The organism is Pirellulales bacterium, assembly GCA_035546535.1.
GTDB lineage: Bacteria > Planctomycetota > Planctomycetia > Pirellulales > JACPPG01 > JACPPG01.
This window is the reverse complement of the sequence record DASZWQ010000054.1, coordinates 36741-63497: the sequence shown is the minus strand read 5'-3', so window position 1 is coordinate 63497 and position 26757 is coordinate 36741. Positions and strand designations below refer to the sequence as shown.

The 26757-nt window shown below is 63.1% G+C and carries 17 protein-coding genes; 11 read left to right on the top strand and 6 right to left on the bottom strand.

Annotated features, from left to right (window positions below; all coding sequences use genetic code 11):
* Nucleotides 1–296: 296 nt before the first annotated feature.
* Nucleotides 297–779: a putative molybdenum carrier protein gene (locus VHD36_07260; GenBank protein HVU87102.1), complete on the bottom strand. Its 483-nt coding sequence runs from the start codon at nt 777–779 to the stop codon at nt 297–299.
* A gap of 226 nt (nt 780–1005) precedes the next feature.
* Between VHD36_07260 and ispE the strand changes: the two genes are divergently transcribed.
* The 3 genes from ispE to cphA all read left to right on the top strand — a co-directional run bounded on the left by ispE (nt 1006) and on the right by cphA (nt 6097).
* Nucleotides 1006–1911, top strand: coding sequence for a 4-(cytidine 5'-diphospho)-2-C-methyl-D-erythritol kinase (gene ispE / locus VHD36_07255; GenBank protein HVU87101.1), 906 nt, complete (start codon nt 1006–1008; stop codon nt 1909–1911).
* A gap of 27 nt (nt 1912–1938) precedes the next feature.
* Nucleotides 1939–2613, top strand: coding sequence for a SpoVG family protein (locus tag VHD36_07250; GenBank protein ID HVU87100.1), 675 nt, complete (start codon nt 1939–1941; stop codon nt 2611–2613).
* 766 nt (nt 2614–3379) lie between these two features.
* Nucleotides 3380–6097: a cyanophycin synthetase gene (gene cphA / locus VHD36_07245; GenBank protein ID HVU87099.1), complete on the top strand. Its 2718-nt coding sequence runs from the start codon at nt 3380–3382 to the stop codon at nt 6095–6097.
* 38 nt (nt 6098–6135) lie between these two features.
* Here cphA and sdhB read toward each other — a convergent pair whose 3' ends face one another.
* The 3 genes from sdhB to VHD36_07230 form a co-directional block, all read right to left on the bottom strand.
* Nucleotides 6136–7029, bottom strand: a complete 894-nt coding sequence (sdhB, locus tag VHD36_07240) for a succinate dehydrogenase iron-sulfur subunit (protein ID HVU87098.1) — start codon at nt 7027–7029, stop codon at nt 6136–6138.
* A 249-nt stretch (nt 7030–7278) separates the two neighbouring features.
* Entirely contained in the window at nt 7279–9297 is a 2019-nt protein-coding gene (sdhA, locus tag VHD36_07235; GenBank protein ID HVU87097.1) for a succinate dehydrogenase flavoprotein subunit, read from the bottom strand.
* A 99-nt stretch (nt 9298–9396) separates the two neighbouring features.
* Nucleotides 9397–10293, bottom strand: coding sequence for a succinate dehydrogenase (locus VHD36_07230; protein ID HVU87096.1), 897 nt, complete (start codon nt 10291–10293; stop codon nt 9397–9399).
* Between the two features lie 660 nt (nt 10294–10953).
* On the opposite strand from VHD36_07230, the gene VHD36_07225 reads away from it, so the two are divergent.
* Nucleotides 10954–11343 (top strand): response regulator, encoded by a 390-nt coding sequence (locus VHD36_07225; protein ID HVU87095.1) that lies wholly within the window; start codon nt 10954–10956, stop codon nt 11341–11343.
* Here VHD36_07225 and VHD36_07220 read toward each other — a convergent pair.
* A complete protein-coding gene (locus VHD36_07220) occupies nt 11325–12311 on the bottom strand; it encodes a glycosyltransferase family 2 protein (protein HVU87094.1) in 987 nt (328 codons plus the stop codon). The genes VHD36_07225 and VHD36_07220 overlap by 19 nt on opposite strands.
* Before the next feature lie 224 nt (nt 12312–12535).
* On the opposite strand from VHD36_07220, the gene VHD36_07215 reads away from it, so the two are divergent.
* From VHD36_07215 to VHD36_07195, 5 genes are all read left to right on the top strand, one after another.
* Complete coding sequence (locus VHD36_07215) at nt 12536–14713, top strand: glycosyltransferase family 39 protein (GenBank protein HVU87093.1); 2178 nt, start codon at nt 12536–12538, stop codon at nt 14711–14713.
* Nucleotides 14714–14771: 58 nt separating this feature from the next.
* The gene (locus tag VHD36_07210; protein ID HVU87092.1) at nt 14772–16169 is read left to right on the top strand and encodes a hypothetical protein; all 1398 of its coding nucleotides are present in this window, start codon (nt 14772–14774) and stop codon (nt 16167–16169) included.
* Nucleotides 16156–16902 (top strand): hypothetical protein, encoded by a 747-nt coding sequence (locus VHD36_07205; GenBank protein ID HVU87091.1) that lies wholly within the window; start codon nt 16156–16158, stop codon nt 16900–16902. The genes VHD36_07210 and VHD36_07205 overlap by 14 nt, the downstream gene beginning before the upstream one ends.
* 161 nt (nt 16903–17063) lie before the next feature.
* Nucleotides 17064–19181, top strand: coding sequence for a hypothetical protein (locus VHD36_07200; protein HVU87090.1), 2118 nt, complete (start codon nt 17064–17066; stop codon nt 19179–19181).
* Nucleotides 19182–19212: 31 nt separating this feature from the next.
* A complete protein-coding gene (locus tag VHD36_07195; GenBank protein HVU87089.1) occupies nt 19213–21138 on the top strand; it encodes a glycosyltransferase family 39 protein in 1926 nt (641 codons plus the stop codon).
* A 93-nt stretch (nt 21139–21231) separates the two neighbouring features.
* Here VHD36_07195 and acnA read toward each other — a convergent pair whose 3' ends face one another.
* Nucleotides 21232–23955 (bottom strand): aconitate hydratase AcnA, encoded by a 2724-nt coding sequence (acnA, locus tag VHD36_07190; GenBank protein ID HVU87088.1) that lies wholly within the window; start codon nt 23953–23955, stop codon nt 21232–21234.
* Between the two features lie 370 nt (nt 23956–24325).
* On the opposite strand from acnA, the gene VHD36_07185 reads away from it, so the two are divergent.
* Nucleotides 24326–25831, top strand: a complete 1506-nt coding sequence (locus VHD36_07185) for an AAA family ATPase (GenBank protein ID HVU87087.1) — start codon at nt 24326–24328, stop codon at nt 25829–25831.
* Between the two features lie 266 nt (nt 25832–26097).
* On the top strand, nt 26098–26661 hold the full coding sequence (locus tag VHD36_07180; protein ID HVU87086.1) for an elongation factor P: 564 nt from the start codon (nt 26098–26100) through the stop codon (nt 26659–26661).
* Nucleotides 26662–26757 lie beyond the last annotated feature (96 nt).

Genomic DNA, 26757 nt, shown 5'->3' with positions numbered 1-26757 from the left:
CGACGAACGAAGTAACAAGACACATGGCGAGCCTCCTTGGCGATGCGATTGGCGTGAGAACCTATCTGCATCGTGAACGGGGCTCGTCCTATTTCTCAAGAAGCTGTCAACGCTAGCAAAAACTGCGAAAGCCGAACTTAGCTGCTCGTCAAAAAAAAACATGCCATGGTGGCATTTCTCAACCTCGCCAAGTGCGGAGCCAAGCTCCGCACGGCTCGCCAAATAACGACTTACGTCGCTATTTTGTCATCGCATCCTTGCGATTGGCCAAGCCCGTCGAGTTTTTCAACGGGCTGCTAGCCCCCCGGATGCCCGGAGAGGACGCGTCGCAAGACGCGCGACACCGCGTCGTAGATCAGGGGATCGTTCGAAGCCCTGGGGCCGGCGACGTTCAATACCTGCGGTCGCACGCGCTGGAGCCATGCCGTGATGTCACGGGCCGCGGCAGCCTCGTCACTGACGGCCAGATCGATGCTAAGTGCCGGTTTTCGCAGACGTTCGGCCACGCGCGCAGTCAATGCGGTGCCGCCGGTGGGCGGGCCGTGCGAGAAAATAAGCGTGGCATCAGAATCTCGGACGTTCCCTTCGGTGCGCTCGGCGGGTTGCGCCGACTCACTCTCCTGCATGCGGTAGCGCGGCGGCAGCGGACCATCTTCGGCCCAGCGGCCGCGCGGCACCCAACCGCCGTGCTCGATCGCCAGCTCAATGGCGACGTCGAGCGCAGCGCGGTCGGCGCCGGCTTGCCCGCCGGAAACAATCTTCACTGGCGCACTAATCATGCGAGCAACATACACCGCCCACGGCGACTTTGGTGCTAGCAATCGGCAGCGACAAGGGATATGGCCTGTCAATCCTTCGGTCAGGTTCCGATTGACCCCCTTGTTCGAAGCGGCTAGAATTCCCGCTCGAAACTGGGGCACCCGCGCGCCCAATTTGCCATCATTAGATTTTGTTGATTTTCGTGCGTCGGGATAATTCGCTCCGCCAAGGTCGGGAACGCGTAGGATGCACGTTCACCGGGCTTCGCCGGTCAAAATCTTTGCACCGGCGAAGTTAAATCTCTTTTTAGAGGTGTTGGGCAAGCGCACTGACGGCTTCCATGAGATCGAGACTCTCATGGTGCCGGTCAGTCTGTGTGACGCTCTAGCCTTCCAGTCGACGCCCGACGGCCCTATCGATTGTACGTGCCGATGGTGCTACGCGCGTCCGATCCACAAACAGGCCGCGCGCCCGGTACCGACGCTCGGTGATAACAACCTCGCCGTTCGCGCCGCGCGGCTGCTGCGCGAAGCGGCCGGGATCGACGCCGGCGCGCATATCGACCTTGTTAAGCGCGTTCCGCTCGAAGCCGGCCTGGCTGGCGGCTCAAGCGATGCGGCCGCGGCGCTCGTGGCGGCCAATATCGGCTGGAATCTGAACTGGCCGATCGCGCGGCTCAGCGAAGTTGCCAGCCAACTTGGCAGCGATGTCGCGTTCTTCCTCGCCGGCGGCGTAGCACTGTGCTCTGGTCGGGGCGAGAAAGTACACGTCGAAGCGGATCTTGCGCCATTGCATTTCGTCATCGTCCAGCCGCCCGCTGGATTATCGACGGCCGAAGTCTATCGGCATTGCCGGCCCGCGGAAACGCCGTGCCGGGCCGACGCGCTCGTCGCTGCCTGGCGCCGCGGGAACGGGGCCGCGATGGGCCGGCTGCTGCACAATCGACTCGAACCCGCCGCCGCCGGCCTTTCGCCGTGGATCGCGCGGGTGCGCGATGAATTCAAGAGGCTGGATTTCTTGGGCTCTCAAATGACTGGCAGCGGCAGCGCCTACTTTGGCCTGTGCCGCCATGCCAGGCACGCCCGGCGGTTGGCGGCCGCCCTGCGTAACCGCGGGTTCGCGCAGGTATTTGCGGTCGCCGGGCCCCAATGACCGAGGAAGCTGTTAAGGAGAACAGACGTGGAAATCACTGAAGTTCGCATCAAGCTCATGGACGAAGTCGCCGGCGAGCGGCTGCACGCATTCTGTTCGATCACGCTGGACGACTGCTTCGTGATCCGCGACTTGAAGATCATCGAAGGCACGAATGGCCCCTTCGTGGCCATGCCCAGTCGCAAGCTGACGTCGCACTGTTCGCAATGTGGCTACAAGAATCACTTGCGCGCACAGTACTGCAATCAATGCGGCCTGCGGCAGAAGGAGGATCGCGCCGCCAAAGACGAGGACGGCCGCGCGAAGCTCTATGCCGACATCGCCCATCCGATCAATTCGCGCTGCCGCGAGATGATTCAGGAAAAGGTTATCACCTCGTACCAGGAAGAGCTGAAGGCCGCGCAGCTGCCCGGTTACGTGTCGAGCTACGACGATTTCGACGAAGAGTACTCGCGTCCGCCGGCGAAACACAACTTGTTTCACCCCCGCGAGCCGCGTGGCGAGCCGCATGCCCGGCCCAAGCACGTCGAACATACCAAAGTCGAGCGTGCCCGCCCTGAGCCTGTTCGCAATGAGCAGACGAAGGTCGAACCCGCCGTACACGAGCCGCGTGGGCCGCACAAGGCGCCGGCACAGCAGCACGTCAACCGCCCCGCGACCGAGGACCCAACCCCCGGCGGCTTTGGCGCGGGCATCTTTTAAGCCGTTCCGGAAAATGGTCGGAGAGGTCCGGCGGCTTTGTTAGTCCGAAAGCAAGCTGGTAGCAAACCGAACCCAGCGCCGGCTCGAAGCGTCCGGTGCGTTCACCCGGCGGCGATTTACCCGCGACCGCCAATCACCCGGCGGCGCGTCGGGGCCCTGCATGGCGGCTCGCCTCAAGTCCGTCTGGGCTAAGCTTTAAGGTGATGATGGCACTCCTCACCCGGCGTTCGTCGAATTACCTAACGATCAAGCTTCATTGATCGGTTCCGGCGAGCGGCCGGCCCTTTCGACCGTTTGACGGGGGGCGAAGCGCGCCTGCGCCGCTGCCGTTAAACTGGGGCGGTTATCGCAGCCGAAGGCAGGCCGTTTTTTCGATACTGCTTGCCCGATCTGCTTTTGCCTGGGACATTCTTGCTTTCGCCTTGGGCCTAGCGATAGGATTGAGGTAGCACACCTGCCCAGTATCCCCGGCGGCTATACACGCTCGGGCACCCGCACCAGCCCCACCGCAGACGGTGCCGAGCAGATTTTCCCGAGGTCCACTGCGAGCGACGGAATTGCGCGATCGCTTTCGCAGTTTGCCAGAATCCACCTTTAGAGTTGTCCCGCCTTTGCGTTAGTATCTGCCCCGCTGTGCCCTATTAGCTTGCGGGCAAGAAGCTTTGGTCCCCCCTGAGAAACTTTTTCGAATCCGGTCAGAATCGCGCGAGCGCGTTGGAACTGCGCCCCGATCGCCTGCACCGCAGAGGAAAGGCTGAACGCGAGTATGGAAATCCGCAAGGTGTTGGCGTTGCGTGGTCCGAACATTTGGGCTTCGTTCCCGGTGTTGGAAGCGATCGTCGATCTGGGACCGCTGAAGGACTCGCCGTCGGATTCGCTGCCCGGCTTCAACGATCGGCTGATGAGCTGGTTGCCGTCGCTCGTCGAACATCGTTGCAGCGTTGGCGAGCGCGGCGGCTTCTTTCAACGTCTGCGCCAGGGAACGTACCCGGCCCACATTCTGGAACACATCTGCATCGAGCTGCAGTGCCTGGCCGGATCGGAAGTCGGTTTTGGCAAGGCCCGCGAGACGAGCGAGCCTGGCGTGTATCGCGTGATCGTGCGCTATCGTGAGGAAAGCGTCGGCCGCGCGGCGCTGGCGGCGGCTCACCGCTTGTTCCTGGCCGCCGTACACGATCACCGCTTCGACGTGAATAATGAAGTTACGCAACTCCGTTCTCTTCTGCACGAGACGCAGCTCGGGCCGAGCACGCGATCGATCGTCGACGCGGCGCACGCCCGGGGCATTCCGACGCACCGCTTGAACACCGGCAGCCTCGTTCAATTGGGATGGGGAGCCAAGGCGCGCCGCGTGTGGACCGCCGAATCCGATCTGACCAGCGCCATTGCCGAAACCATCGCCCAGGACAAAGAGCTGACGCGCCGGCTCCTGCGCACCGTTGGTGTGCCGGCCCCTGCCGGTCGCACCGTGGATGATGCCGAGGACGCCTGGCGGGCGGCCGAGGAAATCGGCGGGGCGGTCGTCGTCAAGCCGCAATACGGCAACCAAGGACGCGGTGTTACGACCAACCTCACCACGCGCGAACAAGTGCTCAAGGCCTACGCGGCGGCCCGCGCCGAAGAATCGACCGTGCTGGTCGAGAGTTTTGCGCCGGGCGACGATTACCGGCTGCTGGTGATCGGCGGCAAGCTGATCGCCGCCGCTCGGCGTGAACCGGCGCAAGTCACGGGCGACGGCGTTCATACGGTCGCCGAGCTGGTCGAAATCGAGAACCAGAATCCCAAGCGCGGCGACGACCATGCCACTTCGCTGAGCAAGATTCGTATCGATACGATCGCCCTGGCCGTGCTGGCCGAACAAGGTCTCGCGCCCGAAGCCGTGCCGGCCAAGGGAATGCGCGTGCTGATCCGTCGCAACGCAAATCTCAGCACCGGTGGTACCGCGGCGGACGTCACCGATCGCGTCCACCCGCAGGTGGCGGCCCGCGCGCTCGAAGCGGCCCGCGTCATTGGCCTGGATATCGCCGGCATCGACGTCGTGGCTTCGGACATCGGTCGTCCGCTGGAAGAGCAAGGAGGCGTGATCGTCGAAGTTAACGCGGGCCCGGGACTGCGCATGCACATCGAGCCATCGAGCGGCAAGCCGCGCCCCGTGGGCGAAGCGATCGTCTCGACGTTATTCCAGCCGGGCGACAACGGTCGCGTTCCCATCGCGGCGGTCACCGGCACCAACGGCAAGACCACGACCACGCGCTGCATCGCGCACATCTTGATGTCGATCGGCCGGCACGTCGGCATGACCTGCACTGAGGGGATCTACATCGATCGCCGCCGCATCGAAACCGGCGATTGCAGCGGACCGCAAAGCGCTCGCACCGTGCTCATGAATCCCAAGGTCGACGTGGCCGTGCTCGAAATCGCCCGCGGCGGCGTGCTGCGCGAAGGGCTCGGTTTCGACCAGTGCGACGTGGCCGTGGTCACGAACATTGGCGCGGGCGACCATCTCGGCCTCTCGGATATCAACACGCTCGATGACATGGCCCTGGTCAAACGCACGGCCGTCGACGTCGTGCCGCCCAAGGGTTACGCCGTGCTCAAGGCCGACGATCCGTACACAGCGGGCATGGCCGCGCATTGCCGCGGTGGCGTGATCTTCTTCGCCCAGGATGGCGAACACCCGGTGATGCAGCAGCATCGCGAGGCGGGGGGCCGGCTGGCGTTTGTCAAAGACAAGCAGCTCGTGCTGGCCACCGGCAACACGATCGAATGCCAGGTGCCGATCGTTGATATTCCGATCACCCGCCAGGGGCGCGTGGCGTTCATGACCGAAAACGCGCTGGCTTCGGCCGCCGCGGCCTGGGGATTGGGCGTACCGATGGCCGACATCGCGGCCGGCCTGCAAAGCTTCAGCAGCGAGTCCGACATGGTGCCGGGCCGGTTCAACGTGCTGTCGCTGGGTGGCGCCACGGTGATCATGGACTATGGCCACAACGTTTCGGCGCTGGAAGCCTTGATCGAAGCGATCGGCACCTTCCCGCACGAACGCCGCTCGGTTGTTTATTCAGCGGCGGGCGATCGGCGCGACGAAGACATGGTTCGCCAGGGGCAGATCATTGCCGCCGCTTTTGACCGCGTGATCCTTTACGAGGATCAATACAAGCGCGGCCGCGAGGATGGCGAGATCATGCGCTTGCTGCGATCGGGCCTGGCGGCCGGACCGCGCGTAAAGGAAATCAACGATTTCCAGGGCGCGACCAACGCGGTCGAAGCGGCCCTGGACGCGCTGCGACCGGGCGACCTGCTGCTCTTGCAGGCGGACGTGATCGAGGACACGCTGGTCTTCGTTCGTCAGTACCTGGCCCAGCATCCGTCGCTGACCAGCCCCAACGGCGAATCGCTCGACGACGAGGTGGAGAATGTCGCCTCGGGCGTGACGCTAAACGCGGCCGCGACCTACACGCAAGCCAATCCAAAGGCCGTGTAAGCGGCCTGCGTTGACGCTGTAGCGTGGAACGTCGGCCTTCAGCTGCTGAACCACTTGGCGATCGACCGCACGGTGGTCGATCGGCCGGCGCGGCCGATGCTGGTGGTGAGCGGGATCTTCTTGGGGCAGACGTTCACGCAGTTCTGCGCGTTGCCGCAATCCTGGATGCCGCCGGGGGCCATCAGGGCGTCGAGCCGCTCGCCGGCGTTCAGAGCGCCCGTCGGGTGATTGTTGAACAGCACGACCTGGCTGATCGCGTGGGCGCCGACGAAATGCGTGTCGAACGCCGCTTCTTCGCGCTTGGCGAAATCGGCCGCCGATTCGCCCTCGTGCGGTTCCAATTCCAGCTTCGTGAACTGCGGGCAGGCATCCAAACAACAACCGCAGCTCATGCACTCCGATAGCGGATACGCTTGCTGCTGCTGCTCGGGCGAGACGCGCGGGCCGGGCCCCATGTCGTAATAGCCGTCGACCGGAATCCAGGCGCGAACTTTTTCCAGCGCGCGAAACAGCCGGCGACGATTCACCACCAGGTCGCGCACGACGGGGAATTTTTCCATCGGCCGCAGCTCGATCTCGTCCGGCTGCTCGGCCAGCAAGCGATCGACCAGTGCCGTGCAAGCCTGCCGTACGCGGCCGTTGACGAGCATCGTGCAGGCGCCGCACACCTCTTCCAGGCAGTTGCAATCCCAAGCCACGGGAGCAACGCGTTCGCCTTCGACGGTCTTGGCCTGCGCCGCGATCCGCTGCAGCACGCTGATGACGTTCATGTCGGGCTCGCGCTTGACGCGATGCCGTTCCCAGTAGCTGGGCTCACCCGGCTCGGCCTGGCGGAGGATGCGCACATCGAATTCCGCGACGTGCGCCGCGGCCGTTCCATGCCCATCGCCGTGTGATTCGTGAGACGAATGTCCGTTGGTGTTGGCTTGCATGAATTCTCTCGCCCTCATGGGCGGTGCGTGTTAAAAGGCATCCATCCGCAGTGTTCATGCCGCCCGAGCGGCACCCGAAGGCATGAAAATATGCGTTGGCGGTTATGTTTCGACGTTGGCTTCCGGGCGATTTACTGAGCAGATCTCGCAGATGACACAGATTAAGAAGCCGTTGAAAGGGATCGGCCTCTGCAAAATGTTATCTGTGCAATCTGCGAAAGCTGTGGATTGTATTTCTGTTCGGTCAAATCAGCTCGCGGCGCCGGCTTTCGCGCCACTTTTGCCCGTGGCGCCGTTGCCATCGTGCCCCGCGCCTGCCTTGGCCGCGGAACGCTCCTTCCACACTTCTTCGATCGCTTCCGCCCCCACCAGCCCATACAGGCGTGGCCGCGGCGCGATCAACGTCGTGTCGACCTCTTCATAGGTCAGCACCGGATCGCCATCCGGCACGTAAGTGGCGACGGTCGATTTCAGCCATTTACGGGTGTTTTCTTCGAACCGGTCGCACCACGCCTCGGCCTCGCGGCGGTGCTCGGCCGGGTCGGTCGATTTCAGGCCTGGCATCTCGAACTCCGGCTTGAAATGCGCGCCGCGGCATTCGTCGCGCTGCAAGGCGCCTTTGACGATGACCTTGGCCAGCGGCAGCATATCCAGGAGGGCCTTGGTGAAAACCACGTTCTGGTTCGTCCAGTTGCCGGTGTCCGACAGCGAGCAATGCTTGGCGCGTAATTCCAATTCGCACACCGTGGCGTAGGCCTCACGCAGCGTGTCGTTGCGCCGCACCACGGTGGCCGCCTTCGTCATGACGTTCCCCAGTTCCTGGTGAATCAGGTAGGGGTTTTCGCCGCCCCCCGTGCGCTTGAGCAGGTTGTCATGCGCTTGCTGATGCTGCCGGCGGGCACTGTCGAACAGGCTCGAGGGCTGGTCGGCCGCGGCGCCGCGCGGAATGCTCTTCATCCAGGCCATCGTGCCCGGCGCCGTGATCAGACCGCTGAAGATGCAGCTCAACAGCGAGTTGGCGCCCAACCGGTTGGCGCCGTGGTACTGGTAATCGCATTCGCCGATGGCGTACAGGCCGGGGATGTTCGTGACCTGGTTCTTGGGCGAACCGAGCCGCAGGCCGCCGGCCGCGGTGCGCTCGTAATCGACCCACAGCCCGCCCATCGAATAGTGGACGGCCGGGAAGATTTTCATCGGTGTGTCGCGCGGATCGACACCCTGGAACTTCTCGTAGATGTCGAGAATGCCCCCCAGCTTCTGATCGAGCGTTTTGCGCGGAATGTGCGTCACGTCGAGGTAAACGCACAGCCGATCGTGCTCGACCGACAATCCCTCGTAGGTGCAGACATTGAAGATTTCGCGCGTGGCGATGTCGCGCGGCACGAGGTTGCCATATTTGGGATAGCGCTCTTCCAGGAAGTAGTAGCGCTCGGCTTCGGGAATCTGCTTCGGGTCGCGCGGATCTTGCGGCTTGCGCGGCACCCACACGCGACCTCCCTCGCCACGAGCGCTTTCGCTCATCAGTCGCAGCTTGTCGGCGCCGGGGATGGCCGTCGGGTGAACTTGAATGAACTCGCCATTGCCGTACTTGGCGCCAGCGCGGAAAGCCCTTGCTGCGGCGCTACCGGTGCAGGCCATCGACATCGTCGAGCGGCCGTAGATCAAGCCGCAGCCGCCAGTGGCCAGAATCACGGCGTCGGCCGGGAAGGCGCGAATCTCCATCGTGACCAGGTCCTGCCCGATGCAGCCACGGCAGATGCCGGCGTCGTCGACCACCGGTCCGAGGAAGTCCCAGAACTCGTACTTCTTGACCTTGCCGGCCACTTCCCAGCGGCGCACCTGCTCGTCCAGGGCATACAGCAACTGCTGGCCCGTCGTGGCGCCGGCAAAGGCCGTGCGCTTGAACAACGTGCCTCCGAAGCGGCGTTGATCGCGAAAACCCTCGGGCGTGCGGTTGAAGGGGACACCCAGGCGGTCCATCAGATCGATGATCTTCGGCGCCCACTCGGTCATTTCCTTGACCGGCGGCTGGTGATTCAAGAAGTCGCCGCCGTAGACCGTGTCGTCGAAGTGCAGCCACTCCCGGTCACCCTGCTGCCGGGTGACCGAGTTGACGGCGTTGATCCCGCCCTGGGCACACACGCTGTGCGAGCGTTTGACGGGCGTGAGGCTCATCAGGTCGACGTCGACGCCCGATTCGGCCAATTGCATGGCAGCCGCCAGGCCCGCCAATCCGCCGCCGACGATCATCACGCGTTGCTTTGCCATGTTCGCTTTGACCTCACGCTGTTATCGATTGTCGAGGCGGCTCGGCCGAAAGCGGGCCGCGGGCCGCCAGCCGATCGGCCGGCGGCACATCTTTGATTTTCAGGGGCCCACGTCCGCTTGAGCGACGGGCGGGATTGCAGGCTCGGCAGCCTCTTTGCCGCCGGGAAGTCCGGCGGCCTTTTCGGCGGGGGACTTCTCGGCCGCTTTCTCTTGCTCGAGCCGTGACTTGTAATCTTCTTCAAAGCGACGCTCGGCGTCGTCCTTCGCCTGTTCGTAGGCCTCGGCCTTGAGCAGGTTGTCTTTCTCGCCGGCCCGCACCGCACCGAACAAGGCGGCCATGCCGATCGCGAAAATCAAGACGCCGATGCCGCCGCACAGCCAGTTGGCCCGTCGCTGGGCGGCGGCCGTTTCCCATATGCCCCAGGTAATGCCCATCGTCCACAAGCCGTTGGCGAAGTGGAAGACGCACGCCGCGACGCCGATCGCGTAGGCCACGCGAGCGGTCAACGGCGCCAAGGCGATTCCCACCGACGACGTGGCGTGGTGCGGATCGAACTGCCCGCCGTACAGCGGCTTCGCCAGGTTATTCATCCAGTAATCGTTGTGAATCCAGCCGTGCATGTGGAACACGTGCCAGAAAATGAAGATCAAGGCGATCCAGGCCGTGGCCCGTTGCAGCGTGTAACGAACGTTGCCCGAGAAGGAGTAGCGGCTGGAATTCGACTTGCCGCTGCGGACGATCATCACGCCGACCACGGCGTGGAAGATGATCGGCAGGAAGATGAACGTCCATTCCACCAGCGGCAGAGCCGGGCCGAGCGAATGGATCGAGTCGACGTTCTTTTGAAAGGAGGGCGCCCCGGCCAACATGCTGGCGTTCGTCAGCAGGTGGACCACCATGTAGGCGCCGACCGGCATCAGACCGGTCAGCGAGTGCAGGCGTTTGATCAGGAACTCATGACGCAGGTAGAACGACTGCGGAGGGGTGCTTGTCACGCGAGATCAATCCTCGGCGCTCGTACCCGGCGGGAGCGCGCGATGCGGTGGCGTCAGAATAACCAACTTCATCGGTAGTATAGAGTTACCATGCCCCCTGACAAGGAGAGCGCAGGCGTCGGCGTACGATAAGAAAAATTGATCGTCCGGCGCGCCGCGCTTGCCTGCGCCGGAAAGAGAGTTTTGCACGGCCGATCCGTAGCGACGCCCCTTCTTGGGAATCGTTACCGCGCTCCGCTGATCGACAAGAGGGGGTGTAGCGCGGGCCAACCTCGTCAATGATCATGCCCGCTGGCCGCGTTCCTGGCCCGAAAGATTCTCCCAACACGCGGCTGAAGCGACCTGACCGTTACGGCATGCGTCGGGCCTTGGACACCGCCGTGTGGCGAAGGGAGCCAATCGAAAATGCCTGCCGAAATGGCAGCAGCTTGCCTGTCCGAGTCTCGCGATTTCTTGTCATTTTGCCTAAGCTAACTTGTAGCAGGCAGCCGACGTTCGATATTAACATGAAGACAGGCAACGAATTATCGCGATGACGCGCTCCCGCCGCGCGGTGTTCCGAGCCTGCTCGGCATCCGAGTTGCAATTCGAATCAAACGGCAAGTCATTATCACCGAGCTTGAACGGTCCTAAGTGCCTGTCGCGGATGGAAATCGAGTCGTGATCGGACTGACCCCCAACCTGCTCATCACGGACGACGACCTGGGCTTCCGCGAGACGCTGCGCGGGGTGCTCGAGCCGCAGGGGTTTCGTACGTTCATGGCCAGCGACGGCGAAGAGGCCCTCGACGTTGTCCGCCGCGAGGAAGTACACCTCGTGCTCTTGGACATGCACATGCCGCGTCTGACCGGCCTGGAGACGCTGCGACTCTTGAAAGAGATCAAGGTCATCCTGCCGTGCATCATCCTGTCGGCCAACGCCGACGACGCGCTGCGTGAAGAAGCCCGTCGCGCAAACGCCTTCTCGGTGCTCTCGAAGCCGGTCAGCCGCCTGAACCTGACGACCATCGTGCACACCGCTTTGCGGCGGACCTATAACTGGTCGGCGTAGCGCGGCTGTGGTGCTGCTTCAGCGGCTTCTTTTGCGCGGACGACTTTCCGCAAGATGTAGTGCGGGCGTCCTTTCACTTCCTCGTAGATGCGGCCGACGTATTCGCCGACGACGCCGAGGATCAAGAGCTGCATGCCCGCCAGGAACGTGATCACGACGATCAACGAGGCGAAGCCGGGCGGCGTATTACTTTCGAAGACCAGCCGCGCCAGAATGGCGTAAATGGCATAGACGATGGACGCCACGATCGCCCCGGCGCCAAGGAATAGCGCCGCGCGTAAAGGCACGATCGAAAAGGCGAATATGCCGTCCGAGGCGAGTTTCAGCAGCTTCAGCGGCGTGTACTTTGACCGGCCGGCGTGCCGGCCGGCGCGATCGACAACCATGCCCGTCTGCTTGAATCCTACCCACGCCCGCAATCCGCGCAGATAGCGCTGCCGTTCGGGGGCTGCGCGCATGGCGTCGACCACGCGGCGCGACAGCAACGCGAAGTCGCCGCTGTCGAGCGGCAACGGCACGTTCGAGAGCTTCGTCACGATGCGGTAGAACAGCCAGTAGCAGAAGCGCAGGTACCAGCCTTCCTGGCGCTGGCCGCGCTGCGCATAGACGACGTCGTAGCCTTCTTCGTGCTTGGCCAGCAGTTTGGGGATCACTTCCGGCGGATCTTGCAGGTCGCCGTCCATGATCACGATCACGTCGCCCGAGACCTGATCCATGGCGGCCGTGATCGCCACCTGGTGGCCGAAATTACGCGATAGCAGCACGCCCACGATGCGTGGATCGCGGGCCGCGGCCTGTTCCAGCAGATCGGCAGTCCCGTCCGAGCTGCCGTCGTCGACCATCACGATCTCGTGCGGCCCGCCGGGAATCTTGTCCAGCACGGCTCCCACACGCTCGACAAGCGCAGGAAAGACCTCGCGCTCGTTAAAAACCGGAATGGCCAGGGAAAGTCGCGGGGGGGAATTCATGGAGGGGATGCTACCGGCGCTGGCCGATCCGCTCAAGGCGGACCTTGGATCGAGGTCGGCCAGGTGGCCGACGCCAAAACCGGTTTTCTGACTGGCGACGGGGGGCGGACGCCGGATATTGACGCATCGCCTGCCGGCATAGGACGCTAGGAAGCTGCCGATCGGCACCGGATGGCACTTGCGCGGCGGTCCTACCGCTCAGAGGCGTTGGAACTTTGGGAATCATGGCGAAACGCGATACTCCCCATGCGACAGCACGCGCCGGCTGGCTCAGCGGCCCTGTGCCCGTGGTTTTGCTGATTGCCTGCCACCTGGTGCTGGGAATGACGGCCGTCGCCCGCAAGTCGATGACCTTCGACGAGAGCGCGCACCTGGGGGGCGGCCTCAGCTATTGGACCACGAACGATTACCGCTTGCACTCCGAAAACGGCAACTGGTCGCAGCGCTTCGGCGCGCTGCCGCTCTATCTGCGCGGCTCTCAGGTCAGTCTCGACGATCCGGCATGGGCGACCTCGGATGTCTGGAAAGTCACCGAGCGCTTGATGGCCGAGCTTGGAAGGGACACTGACGGCATCCTGTTGCGCTGTCGGGCCATGATGGCAATTCCCAGTGCGCTCTTGGCGCTCCTGGTTTATCTCTGGTCGCGGCGCATCTTTGGGGCCGTGGGCGGCTTGATCAGCCTTGCGCTCTACGCCTTTTCTCCCGCCATGCTGGCCAACGGCTTTCTGGTCACGTCCGACCTGCCGGCCACGTTTTTCTTCACGGCCTCCTCCGCCGCCGTGTGGGCGCTCTTGCATCGTGTCTCTTGCCTGACGCTCGTAGCGGCGCTCGTCAGTCTTTCAGGCCTCGTACTATCGAAATATTCGGGCTTGCTGATCATCCCCATGGCCCTGGCGATGGTTGCCGTGCGGCTGACTCGCGCCACGCCATTGCAGATTCCGTTGCTCACGCGCCATGAAATAAACGGCCGGCCACGGCAGTCGCTCGTCTTTGCCGCGATCGCGATCGTGCAATTCCTGGGCGTCGTACTCCTGGTCTGGGCGTCTTACGGTTTTCGCTATTCCATGTTCGCACCGCCGTATGAAGAGGGCAGCGCCTACGCAGAGACTTGGGAACAGCTCGAAGCCAAGGACCAGTCGCCGCGGCTGCGCTCGATCGTGCGCTTTGCGCGCGACCATCAACTGCTGCCCGAGCCCTACCTGTACGGGTTCTCCTACGCCTTGAGATATTCCAAAGATCGGGTGGGCTTTCTCAACGGAGTGTTCAGCGACCGAGGTTGGTCGAGCTTCTTTCCGCTGTGCCTGCTGTGGAAGACACCGCTGGCGTTGTTCGCGGTGCTGATACTGGGCGTGGCTGCCCTTGTGGTGCGTGCTCGCGGCGCCGACCAGCGAAGTTCCGATTCCGCCCCTGCGCGCGCGACGATTCTCTACGAACTGACACCCATCGCGGCGCTGTTCGGCGTCTACTGGATCGTGGCCCTGAGCACGCCCCTGAACATCGGACACCGGCACATTCTTCCCACGTATCCGCCGATGTTCATTTTCGCCGGAGCGGCGGGGCTGTGGTTTTCGGTCGCCGCCGCGCGCAGTACAGCGCCAACCGCCACCGGTCGTGGCCAGGTGGCGAGCCGCGCGACGCCGGCCGGTAATTCGAAAGTCGCAACCACGGCCCGCGGCGCAACGATCGCGCTGTTGGCCGTTAGCGCACTGGAAACCGTCAGCTTCTGGCCGCATTATTTGGCGTATTTCAACGTCGTGGCGGGCGGGCCGAAGCATGCCTACCGCCACCTGGTCGACAGCTCGCTCGATTGGGGACAAGATCTTGGCGAGTTGAAACGCTGGCTCGACGCCCATCCCGAGGATTCCCGCGACCCACAGCGCGTCTACTTGTCTTATTTCGGCACCGCGCTTCCTGCGACGTACGGCATCCGCGCCCAGGAGCTGCCAAAATACTTTCCCAAGCAGACCGGCAGCATACCGGCTCCTCTGACTGGTGGGCTCTACTGCATTAGCGCGTCTATGTTGCAATCGGTGTATGCGGTGCCCTATCTGGGCCGCTGGAATGAGATTTTCGAACACGACTATCAAAACCTGCGGCAGGTCGTCACGCCGTTTCAGCGAGCCGCGCACGATCCCGCCGCCTTGAAGCAAATGTTCGACATGGCCCCTCCTGCCGCCATAGTGCAGAGAGGCTTTAACAACTATCGCGTGCTATGCTTCGCCCGGTTGTGTAGTTGCCTGCGGCAGCGCGAACCGGATGATCAAGTCGGCTATTCGATCATGATTTACCGGCTCTCGGACGCCGACGTTGCCGCGGCGCTCGACGGTGACCCGTGCGAGCTTTTGCCCCGGCCCGAGGGAACGCCCACCGAACCGGCGGCGACAAACGAGGCCCGGCAATGAATGTCCCATTCGCGTGCGCGCCGCGCACCTCGGCCCCCACGGTGAACGAATGCTCGACGTGACCAGCACCGTCAACGGCACCATTTGGCCGGGCATACCCGGCCCATTTGCGTCGCAACTTTTGGCGATGCAGTGCCAGTTCGAATCGATCCAGTGGTTGTCGGCCGAGGAGATTCTGGCGCGACAGTCAAGGCAATTGGGGCGTTTGCTGGCGCACGCGTTCGACACGACCGCCTATTATCGGCGCCGCTTCGAAGGTGTCGGCCTTGCGCCGGAGAAGATTCATGGGCCGGACGAGTGGCGGCGCATCCCGCTGTTGACCCGCGCCGATGTGCAGCAGCACCATGCGGAGCTTGTCTCTTGCGCCGTGCCCGATGCTCATGGGCCGCGCAGCCAACTGTTCACCTCCGGTTCGACGGGGCGGCCCGTCATGATCATCGGCACGGGCCTGACGCAATTGTTCTGGAACTGCTGCACGCTCCGCGATCACTTGTGGCATCGCCGCGTGCCTGGCGCGACGCTGGCGGCCATTCGTTCGCTCCCCGGTAACGAGGCCGCCCCGCCCGATGGGATTTCGGCCGAGGACTGGGGGCCGGCGACGCGCGGCATCGTCTCGACTGGGCTCAGCCACACGTTGAATATCCACAGCACGGTCGACGAGCAGGTCACGTGGCTCTTGGCGCGCGATCCCGATTATCTGCTGACGTATCCTTCGAACCTGATGGCGCTTGTGCGGCATTCACGGGAGCACGGCTGGCGCTTGCCGCGGCTGCGCGAAGCGCGGACCTTCGGCGAGCTGCTCGAGCCGCGCGTGCGCACCGCCTGCCGGCACACGTGGAATGTGCGCGTCGTCGATATGTACAGCTCGCAAGAAGTTGGGTACATCGCCCTGGAATGTCCCACAGGCGAGAATTATCACGTGCAAGCCGAAAACGTGCTGGTCGAAGTCATCGACGAAGACAGCCGGCCGTGCCTGCCGGGGCAAGTCGGGCGGGTCGTGGTGACGGCCCTACACAACTTTGCCACGCCGCTGTTGCGCTACGACATTGGTGATTACGCCGAGGTCGGCGCGCCGTGCCCTTGCGGCCGGGGCTTGCCCTCGCTGCGGCGCATCATGGGGCGGCAACGGAACATGGCCGTATTGCCCGATGGGCGACGCCGCTGGCCGGCGATCGAACTGGCGGGCACCGACGAAGTGGCTGATTTTCCTCCGATCCACCAGTTTCAACTGATCCAGCGCACCCGCGCCTTGATGGAAATGCTGCTCGTCGTCCATCGGCCACTGGAACCCGACGAAGAGGAGCGGCTGCGCGGCTGGGTGATCCGCGCCGTGGGGCATCCGTTCGAGGTGCGATTGCAATACGTCGATGCGATTCCGCGCGCAACGCTGGGAAAGTTCGAAGATTTTCGCTGCGAAATTGACGCCGACGAGGGGCACGCCGATGAACGATCCTGACTCGCCGGCGCGCGGCCCGGACGCGCTCGATTGCCAGGTGACCCCCGTGCCCAAGCTATCCGCGGCCGAGCGCGGACGCTTGTTCGAGCTGATGTCGCGCCATTTCGATCAGGTGGACCAGGCGCAATTCTTTGCCGATCTCGACGAAAAGCCGTCGGTACTGCTGCTTCGCGAAGCAGCATCGGGCTCGATTTGCGGCTTTTCGACGATCACCTTGTTCGAGACGACGCGCGGCGGCGAGCGGCTGGCCGCGGTTTTTGCCGGCGATACCGTCGTCGATCCCGAATATTGGGGACATCCAGCTTGGGTTTACGCCTGGGCACGGTATGGCTTCGCGCTCGCGCAGCAAGCCAACGCCGACAAGGTTTACTTACTGCTTTTGACTTCGACGCATCGCACGTACCGGTTCATGCCCGGCTTTTTTCGCGAATATTATCCGCGGCCGCTCGTGGCAACTCCCGCCGATGTGCAGGCGCGATTGGACACGCTCGTGCGGATCAAATTCCCCGACGAATACGACGCCGTGCGGGGTGTCGTTGCCTTGCAACGGCCCACGCCCGTGCGCGACGAGCGGCAGTTACCGGGCACGGCGCCGGGCGAGCACGCCGCCGAACGCTTCTTCCTGGAGCGGAATCCCGGCTACCTCAATGGCGATTTTCTGACCTGCCTGGCCGAATTCACCTGGGAGAATCTGACGCCGCTGGGCCGTCGCGTGGTGAGTGCTCCCACCTGAGAGCGTGGCAGGGTTGCGCGAATCGCCTGGACTCAGGCGCGGTTCCTTGACGAGCGATGAGAAGATAGAACAGGCTAACGTCATCGACGCCCATTGCCTTCGTCCGCTCACTCGCGTCAGACCACGCGCCACGCTTCCGTCCCATTTCGGCAACGCCGCTCATGTCATCCGAGAAAGCACCTGAGCCGACCAGCATCAAACGCCTGCTGCGCGGTCCGTTGCCGGTCGTGTTTTTGCTCGGCTGTCACTTCGCACTTGGCTACAGCGCCGCCTGGCAGAAGTCGATGACCTTCGACGAAGGAGTCCATCTGACGGGCGGAATGATCTACTGGTCGCTGGGCGACTTTCGCATGCACCCCGAAAACGGCAACTGGTCGCAGCGACTGGCCGCGCTGCCGGTTTACCTGTCAGGAGTACGGTTTGCTCCCACGCAGGACGACTCGTGGGACGAGGGATCACCGTGGGAGATCAGCGACCACTTCCTCTTCCACTCCGGCAACGACCTGGAAAGCATGCTGCGCCGCGGCCGCGCCGTGATCGGTCTGGCTAGCGTCGCCTTGGGGCTGGTCGTGTACCTGTGGTCGCGCAAGCTTTTTGGCGCCTATGGAGGCTTGATCAGCCTGACGCTGTATGCCTTTTCGCCGACCATTCTGGCGAACGGCTTTCTCACCACGTCCGATTTGCTGGCCACATTATTCTTTACCCTGTCGGTCGGTAGCGTGTGGATGCTGCTCCATCGCGTGACGCCGCTTGGACTGGCGGCGGCATGCGTCGCGCTATCGGGCTTGATGCTTTCCAAGTCTTCGGGCGTTTTGATCGTGCCGATCGCGGCCGTGCTGGTGGCGGTTCGTTCGACGGATTCGACGCCGATCGAATGGCGTGTCCGTCGTTCGCGCCAGGTGAGCGGCTTGGGTCCGCAATTGGCGCTGTTTGCGGGCATCGCCCTGCTCGAAGTTCTGGGCGTCTTCCTGGTCATCTGGGCCTCGTACGGTTTTCGGTACTCGGCCTTTGCGCCCGAGGCCTCGAACGAGGTTGCCCAATTCCATGTCACTTGGGACACGTTGTACGGCGGCCTGCCGCAATACGTGATCGCGCCCCTGCAAGTCGCGCGCGACCACCACTTACTGCCCGAGGCCTTCCTGTTCGGCTTCGGCTATACGCTCTATAGCGGCGCGCGGCCTGCGTTTCTCGACGGGGTGTATCGTAGCGCGGGTTCGTTGAGTTTCTTTCCGTTGTGCTTTGCGTGGAAAACGCCGCTGTCGATGTTCGCCGTGTTGGCGCTCGCGGCTGCTGGCTGCCGTTTCCTGCGGCCGCGCGCCGGCACAGGCGCGACAGACGCTCCGCAACGGGCCTGGTGGTATCCGCTAACACCGCTCGTGGCGCTGTGGGTTCTATATTGGATCATAGCGCTCAAGAGCGGCCTGAACATCGGGCACCGTCACATACTGCCGACGTATCCACCACTATTGATCCTGGCGGGCGCGGCGGCTCTATGGTTTCGATCGCCGTCCGTGAAAACCGTGGACGGAGAGCGCCGGAAGCGAGTTATTCCCGCCGACCCGGCACCGCGAACCGTCGCGGTGGCACGCTTCATGACAATGGGTGCGCTCGTGCTCGCGGCGATCAACGCCGCTTGGACCTGGCCGAATTACCTGGCGTATTTCAACATCCTTTCCGGCGGGCCTGACCTGGCTTATCGCCGGCTGGTCGACAGTTCGCTCGACTGGGGCCAGGATTTGAAAGGTCTCAAGCGCTGGCTCGACGCGCATCCTCGCGAGGCGTCGGACCACGGCCGCGTGTACCTGTCGTACTTCGGCATGGCCGATCCGGAATACTACGGCATCGACGCGGAGCCGCTTTTCGGCTTTCGCACGCGCTGGCACGATGACCGGCCGCCGCCGGCGCTGCGGCCGGGATGGTACTGCCTGAGCGCAACGATGCTGCAACCGGTCTACGGCGAATACACGGGACATTGGAACAAAGTTTACGAGCAGCTTTACCAAACGCTGCGCAGGGCGTTCGCCGTGGCCGTCGAGAATGGCGCCGATCTGCAAACATGCCACGAGCGGGCGCCGCAGTTGAGCGATCATGAACTGACGATGGCCCTGCGTAGCTACGACGAATTGCGCCTCGGTCGGCTGTGCAGCTTTTTGCGGCAGCGCGAGCCTGACGCCAAGATCGGATATTCCCTGCTTCTCTACAGGCTTACCGACGCGGATCTCGAACGAGCGCTCCTGGGGCCGCCCGGTGAACTGTTAGCACGTCCGGAAAACCAGTAAGGTTACGCCGTAGTACACCGCCGGAGACCCGATGAGCGCGACCAGAAACAAAAAGCGCAGGTTGCCGGCCGCGGCCGCCGCGCCGCCACGCGCGCAAGCAACGATAAAGCTGCCACCGACGGTCGCGCGCCTTCTTGCCCCGGTGATCCTTGTTGTTGCGACGATCGCGATGTTCTGCTGGTCGTGGAGGACCTGGCCCGACGTGATGGTCGATTTCGGGCGCGAGTTGTATGTCCCTTGGCAAATCAGCGACGGAGAAGTGCTCTACCGGGACCTGGCGTATTTCAACGGTCCCTTGTCTCCGTATATCAATTCTCTGTGGTTCCGCGTGTTCGGCGTCGGCTTGCAAACACTGGCGTTTGCCAACCTGGCAATCCTGGGCGTGCTCTTGTACCTGTGGTACGCGCTCTTCACGCACATCGGCAGCCGCGTATCGGCCACGCTCGCCTGCCTCGTGCTCATCGGCTCGTTTGCGTTCGCCCGCTATACGACCATTGGCAATTACAATTACATCTGTCCGTATTCGCACGAAGCAACGCATGGCGTGACGCTGGCCGTGGCGTCGTTTTATTTCCTCTCCCGATACGTGCGCGGCGGCCAGCTCACCAATGTCGCGCTATGCGGGCTCTGCGTAGGATTGAGCGCCCTCACCAAGCCCGAGATCCTCCTGGCCACGCTCCCGGCCGCGGCCCTGGGAGTGGGGCTCGCCTGCCGCGCCAGCGTCGTGCGGAAAGCTTCGCCGCTGCACACGGCGCTCGTTTTTCTCGGCGCGATCGTGACCCCCATTTTCTTGGCCGTGGCGCTATTGTCGCTCGCCATGCCTTTCACGGCGGCCGCGGCAGGCACCTTGGGAGGATGGAAATGGGTGCTCGACTCGGAGATCACGTCGTTGCCGTTCTACACATACTCGATGGGCGCGCAAGGCGCCGTCAAACACCTGGTCGTGCTCCTGTTCATGCTCTTCTGGTACGGCCTGTTGCTGGGCATACCGGCCGGCATCGGTCTACTGGTCTGGCGTTCGCGTGCCGCGGAGCAGGTGGCCGCGGTCGCTTGCTTCGTCGTCGTGGTCACGGCGCTGGTGATGAACTTCGCCAAGCTGCCCGTGTCAGACGCCGTGGCGCCGCTGCCGCTGTTCATGACACTGGCTCTCGCGGCGGCCGCGATCTTATGGCGCCGAAATACCGATCCGGAAACGCGCGGCAAGCTTTCCCTGGTATTGGCCTTGGCACTGTTCGCCCTGCTCATGCTCGCCAAAATCCTGTTGTACGTGCGCCTGGGGCACTATGGATTTTATCTGGCCATGCCCGCCACGTTGCTCACGATCTTCGCGCTTTGGGAATGGGTTCCGCGCGCGATTGCATCGAGCGGCGGCTCGGGCCGGATGCTGCGTGCAGCGCTACTCGCCGTGCTGCTCGTCCTCGTGGCGCGTTGCCTCGACGCCACGCGGCAGAAGTTCGCGAAACTGACTGTGCCGGTCGGATCGGGTGCTGATGCGTTTTGGGCCGATTCGCGCGGTACTGAAGTCCGTCGCCTGCTTACCGAGGTGGTCACCCTGACCCCGCGCGACGCTACGCTGGCCGTCGCGCCGGAAGGGATCATGCTCAACTACTTGTCGCGGCGGCGCAACCCTACGCCCTATATTTCCCTCATGCCGGTCGAAATGCTGATGTTTGGCGAAACGAACATGCTCGCGGCGTTCCGCGAGCAGCCCCCCGATTACTTGATCATCACGGACCAGGACTTGCTTGACTACGGAGTGCAGAACTTCAAGATTTCCGACGACGGCTACGCCGACCTGTTGGCTACCTGGTTCGCCGATCATTATCGATTGATCGGCGAGCTGCCGACACCGGCGGGCCTGCTGCACGGCATCCTGGTCGAATACGTTCGCCCCGATCCGCCGCCGGCAAGGTCGAGCGAAGGCGCGGCCGCGGGTGAATCGCCGACCAACAAATGACAATTACCGCGCCACCGAGCGCGAAACGACACGTTTCCCGGTGACCCCCGTCTTTGAGGCGCTTCAACACGCAACCTCGCGGCAGTGCATGCCCTACTTGGTGCTGGCCAGCTTGCGCAGCACGGTTTGCAGGATGCCGCCGTTGCGGTAGTAATCAACCTCGACCGGCGAATCGATGCGCACCGTGGCTTTGAACTCCGTGACCTTGCCGCCCGGCGCGGTCGCCCGCACCGTGATCTGGCTGCGCGGCTTGATATTGTCGTCCAGCCCCGCGACGTCGAAGGTTTCCTCGCCCGTCAGGCCGAGCGATTGCCAGGTTTCTCCCTTGACGAATTGCAAAGGGAGAATGCCCATGCCGACCAGGTTGCTGCGGTGAATGCGTTCGTAGCTGACGGCGATCACGACGCGCACGCCCAGGAGCATGGTTCCCTTGGCGGCCCAGTCGCGGCTGCTCCCCGTACCGTATTCGGCGCCGGCCAGCACCACGAGCGGAACTTTATCCTTGTGATATTGCACGGCCGCGTCGTAAATCGACATTTCTTTTCCGTCGGGCAAATGGCGCGTCACGCCTCCTTCGGTCCCCGGTGCGAGCAGGTTGCGAATGCGGATATTGGCGAACGTGCCGCGGGTCATCACGCGGTCGTTGCCGCGCCGCGCGCCGTAGCTGTTGAAGTCGCGCGGATCGACGCCATGCTCGATCAGGAACTTTCCGGCAGGGCTCTTGGTGGCGATCGACCCGGCCGGCGAAATATGGTCGGTCGTGACCGAATCGCCTAAGGCCGCCAGAACCCGCGCGCCCTTGATCGGCTGTACCGGTTCGGCCTTGGCTTTGATTTCGCTCAAAAACGGCGGCTCCTGGATGTATGTGCTGTCTTCGTTCCAGGCGTACAGGTCGCTGCCGGATACTTTGATCTCGTTCCAACGCTTGTTCGATTCGAATACGCCCGAGTAGCGCGCCCGGAAGGCGTCGGGCTTCACGGATTGCTCAATGGCTTCGCTGACTTCCTTTTGCGTCGGCCAGATATCTTTCAGATAGACGGGCTTGCCGTCGCTGCCTTTGCCCAGCGGTTCTTTCACCAGGTCGATATCGGTCGTACCGGCCAGGGCATACGCCACCACCAGCGGCGGGCTGGCCAGGTAGTTGGCTTTCACCAACGGGTTGATGCGCCCCTCGAAGTTGCGATTGCCGCTCAGCACGGCCGCCGCCACCAGGTCCCCTTTCGTCACCGCGTCGGCCACGGGCTCGGGCAGCGGGCCGCTGTTGCCAATGCACGTGGTGCAGCCATAGCCGACGGTGTTGAACCCCAGCGTGTCGAGCGCCTTGGTCAAGCCGGCCTTTTCCAGGTAATCGGTCACGACGCGCGATCCCGGCGCCAGGCTGGTCTTCACGTGCGGCTTGACGTGCAGCCCTTTCGCGACTGCCTTCTTGGCCAATAGCCCCGCGCCCAGCATCACCGAAGGGTTGCTGGTGTTGGTGCAGCTAGTGATCGCGGCGATTACCACGGCGCCATGCCCGATTTCGCTCGAAGAACCATTGTCCGAGACCGTGGCTTTGCGCGTGGTATCGGATTCGGAAAGGGCGAAGCCGCGCTCGGCAATCGGCGCCCGCAATGACTTGCGGAACGACTCCTGCATGCCGGCCAACGGCACGCGGTCTTGTGGCCGCTTCGGGCCGGCCATGCTCGGCTCGACCTTGCTCAGGTCAAGCGACAGCTTTTCGCTGAACTTGGGAGTCGGCGTGCTGTCGGTGCGGAACAGACCTTGTTCCTTGGTATAGCGTTCGACCAGTTGCACCTCGGCATCCGTGCGGCCGGTCATGCGCAGGTAACGCAGCGTTTCGTCGTCGACGGGGAAGAAGCCCATCGTCGCGCCGTATTCGGGGGCCATGTTGCCGATCGTGGCGCGATCGGCCAGCTTCATGTTCGACACCCCTGTCCCGAAGAATTCCACGAACTTGCCGACCACGCCCGCCTTGCGCAGGATTTGCGTCACCGTCAGCACCAGGTCCGTGGCCGTGGTCCCGGCGGGCAGCTCGCCCGTCAGTTCGAAGCCGACGACCTCGGGCAGCAGCATGTACAACGGCTGGCCGAGCATGACGGCCTCGGCCTCGATGCCGCCCACGCCCCACCCCAGGACGCCCAGCCCGTTGATCATCGTCGTATGGCTATCGGTACCGACCAGGGTGTCGGGCACGGCGACGTCGCCGTGTTCGTCCTTGCGCAGGAAAACGCACTTGGCGAGAAACTCGAGATTCACCTGGTGGACGATGCCCACGGCGGGCGGCACCACGCGGAAGTTATCGAAGGCTTTTTGCCCCCAGCGGAGAAATTCGTAACGTTCGCGATTGCGGCTGAATTCCAGATCGACGTTCCGATCGAGCGAGTCGGCCTCGCCGAAATGATCGACCTGCACCGAATGGTCGATCACCAGGTCGACGGGAATCAATGGATTGATTTTTTTCGGATCGCCGCCCAGGTGTTTCATCGCCCCGCGCATGGCCGCCAGATCGACGACGCACGGTACGCCGGTGAAATCCTGCAACACGACGCGCGCCGGCTTGAAAGGAATCTCCACGTCCTGCTTGCTGGTGGTGGCCCACTGGGCGAGCGACTTGACGTCGGCTTCCGTGACTTCGTAGCCGTCGCAGTTTCGCAAGGCCGCTTCGAGCAGCAAGCGGATCGAGAACGGCAATGCGTCGATATGGCCCAGTCCGGCGGCCTCCAGTTTCGACAGGCGGTAGATGCCGGCCTTGCCCGACCCGGTGTCAAAGGTATCTCGTGCTGCGAACGGATCATGCTTGCGCGACGTGCCGCTCATGGCGAAAACTTTCCTTGGCGAAATGTCAGATGCGGGTGAACCTCGGCCGGCCCTCTGGCGCGGATTCTAACACTCGGCAGGGGCGCTTTCCCAGGGCCTGCGCAGGCGCCGAAAGGAGAATTATCGACGATTCCGGCCGATCAGGCGAGAAACCGCGGCGCAGTATTGAGGAGTCAAATCATACGGCCGAAGTATTGCGCCGCTGCGGGGGCAGTACACGACCTTCCGCACGATTGACGCAATCGGACGCCCGCGTCCGCCGGCGGATTTGACCGGCGAACTAGAGTTCCCTTTGGACGATCCATGCCCCTCTGTTGGCACGTCCGCGCGCGAGCCAATTCGCTTCTTCACCCAGCCAAGGTGCCGATCGATGACGCCTGAAATCGACAATCTGACACATCCCACCCTGGGATCCGCGGATACGCACGACTTTGTGAGCACGGCCGCCGCTGCAGCCGCCGAGGCCCCTGCCCCTGCGAGCGAATCGGCTCACGCCAATGGCCACGGCGAGCACGTCGACGCCAAGCTCGATCAACTGCTGCATCGCATCAATCAGTTGCGCGTAGGCGTCGTCACGCCGCCGTCGATGACACCCGAGCGAGCGACCGGAGACGAGAATGTCTTCTTTCCCGTCGAGCCGTCCGACTGGGCACAAACGCAGCTCAACGAATCTGAAGTCGAAGCCCTGTGCATGAAGTACCTGCTCGCCTGCGGCTCGGCGTCCGGCATGCAGGTGGCCGACCAGGTCAAGCTGCCGTTCAAGCTGATCGAGGGGATGCTGCACCGGTTGAAGTCGGAGCAATTGGTCTACTATCGCGGCACGACCACGATGGGCGACTACGAGTACCAACTGACCGACATGGGGCGCGAGCGTGCCCGCCGCTATTCCGAGCACTGCGCGTACTTCGGCTCCGCTCCGGTCTCATTGTCAGACTACATCGACAGCGTCGGCGCGCAATCGCTGACGAATCAGCACCCCACGGCCGATGACCTGAGCCGCGCGTTCACCGACCTGCTTTTGAACAAACGCATCCTCGACCGGCTCGGTCCGGCCATCAATTCCGGACGCGGGCTGTTCCTCTACGGTGCGCCGGGCAATGGCAAGACGAGCATTGCCGAACGCGTGACGGCCGCCTTTGGACCCTACATCTGGATTCCGCGAACCATCGTCGTCGACGGCGAAATCATCCGCATGTTCGACCCCGTCAACCACGACGAAGCGCCGGTCGAGCAGCGCGAAGGACTGGTCAACGACAACAAGGTCGATCAGCGCTGGGTGCGCATCCGTCGGCCGACGATCGTCGTCGGTGGCGAGCTCACGATGTCGGCCCTGGAAGTGACCGTCAATTCGTCGACCAATATCTGCGAGGCGCCGCTGCAACTGAAGAGCAACTGCGGCATCCTGGTAATCGACGACTTCGGCCGGCAGCGGATGAGCACCGACGAGCTGTTGAATCGCTGGATCGTGCCCTTGGAAAAGCGCTACGACTATCTGAATCTGCCCAACGGCAAGAAGGTGCAGGTGCCGTTCGATCAACTGATCATCTTTTCGACGAACCTGCAGCCCAAAGACCTTGTCGACGACGCGTTTCTGCGTCGTATCCCGTACAAGATCGACGTGGCCGACCCCAGCGAGCAGGAGTTCCGCGAACTTTTCGAGATGATGGCGCCGCGGTTGGGCTTTCAGTACAACGCCGCGGCGGTCGATTACTTGATCGATAGCCATTACCGGCCGGTGAACCGCCCGTTCCGCTGTTGCCAGCCGCGCGACTTGCTGTTGCAGATTCGCAATCACTGCCTGTACCAGAACCAGGCACCGGAAATGACGCCCGCGAACTTCGACTTCGCAGTGTCGAATTATTTCGCGATTATGTAAGGCGGGCCCGGCGCGCGTGGGCACCCGTGAGAGTGCATAACATGCACGCTCAGCGCCGTTTTTCTGTAGCCGGGCTCTTTGAGCCCGGAGCCGCACCTATGACTTCCCGGCCTCGCTGTCCGTAGGGTGCCCTGTGGGCACCGTGGCGCAATCATTTTGCTCCAGGTGCGCGCAGCGCACCCTACACGGCCCGACTTCCGGGAACTTTCTCACAGGGCCGCACCCCCGGGCCTTGATAAAGTTTCCCGTTCCGGCAAACTACTACCATGATCGCCAAAGACATCAAACGCGGCACGATTCTCAATTACCTGGATGCCCCTTGCATGATCGAGGGCATTTCGGTGCAAAGCCCCTCGGCCCGTGGCGCCGCTACGCTCTATAAGTTTCGCGCTCGCAACCTGGTGACCAAGCAGAAGGTGGATATCACGCTCAAAGGGGGCGAATCGCTGCCCGAGGCTGATTTCTTCCGCCGCCCGGTGAAGTTCATGTACGCCGACGCTTCGGACATGCACTTTCTCGATGAGGGTGATTTCAACCAGTATTCGCTTCCCCTGGCCGACATCGAGGAAGAGGCCAAATACCTCACCGACCGGCTCGAGGGCGTGCAGATCCTGATCTACAACGAGCAAGCGGTCGGGCTGCAGATTCCGCAAACGATCGAGCTAGTGATCAGCCAAACTGACCCGTCGGTGAAGGGCAACTCGGCCACGGGGCGCACCAAGCCCGCCACGCTCGAAACCGGCCTGGTCGTGCAAGTGCCCGAGTATCTGTCGACCGGCGAAACGATCAAAGTCGATGCCCGCACTGGCGAATTCCTGTCGCGGGCTTAAGAGTCACAGGACCTGGGTGTGCCACTGGTAGCTTGTCTACCAGTGTTCTTGCGAAAGTCACCACTGGTGGGCGAGCCACCAGTGGCACCGAATTCA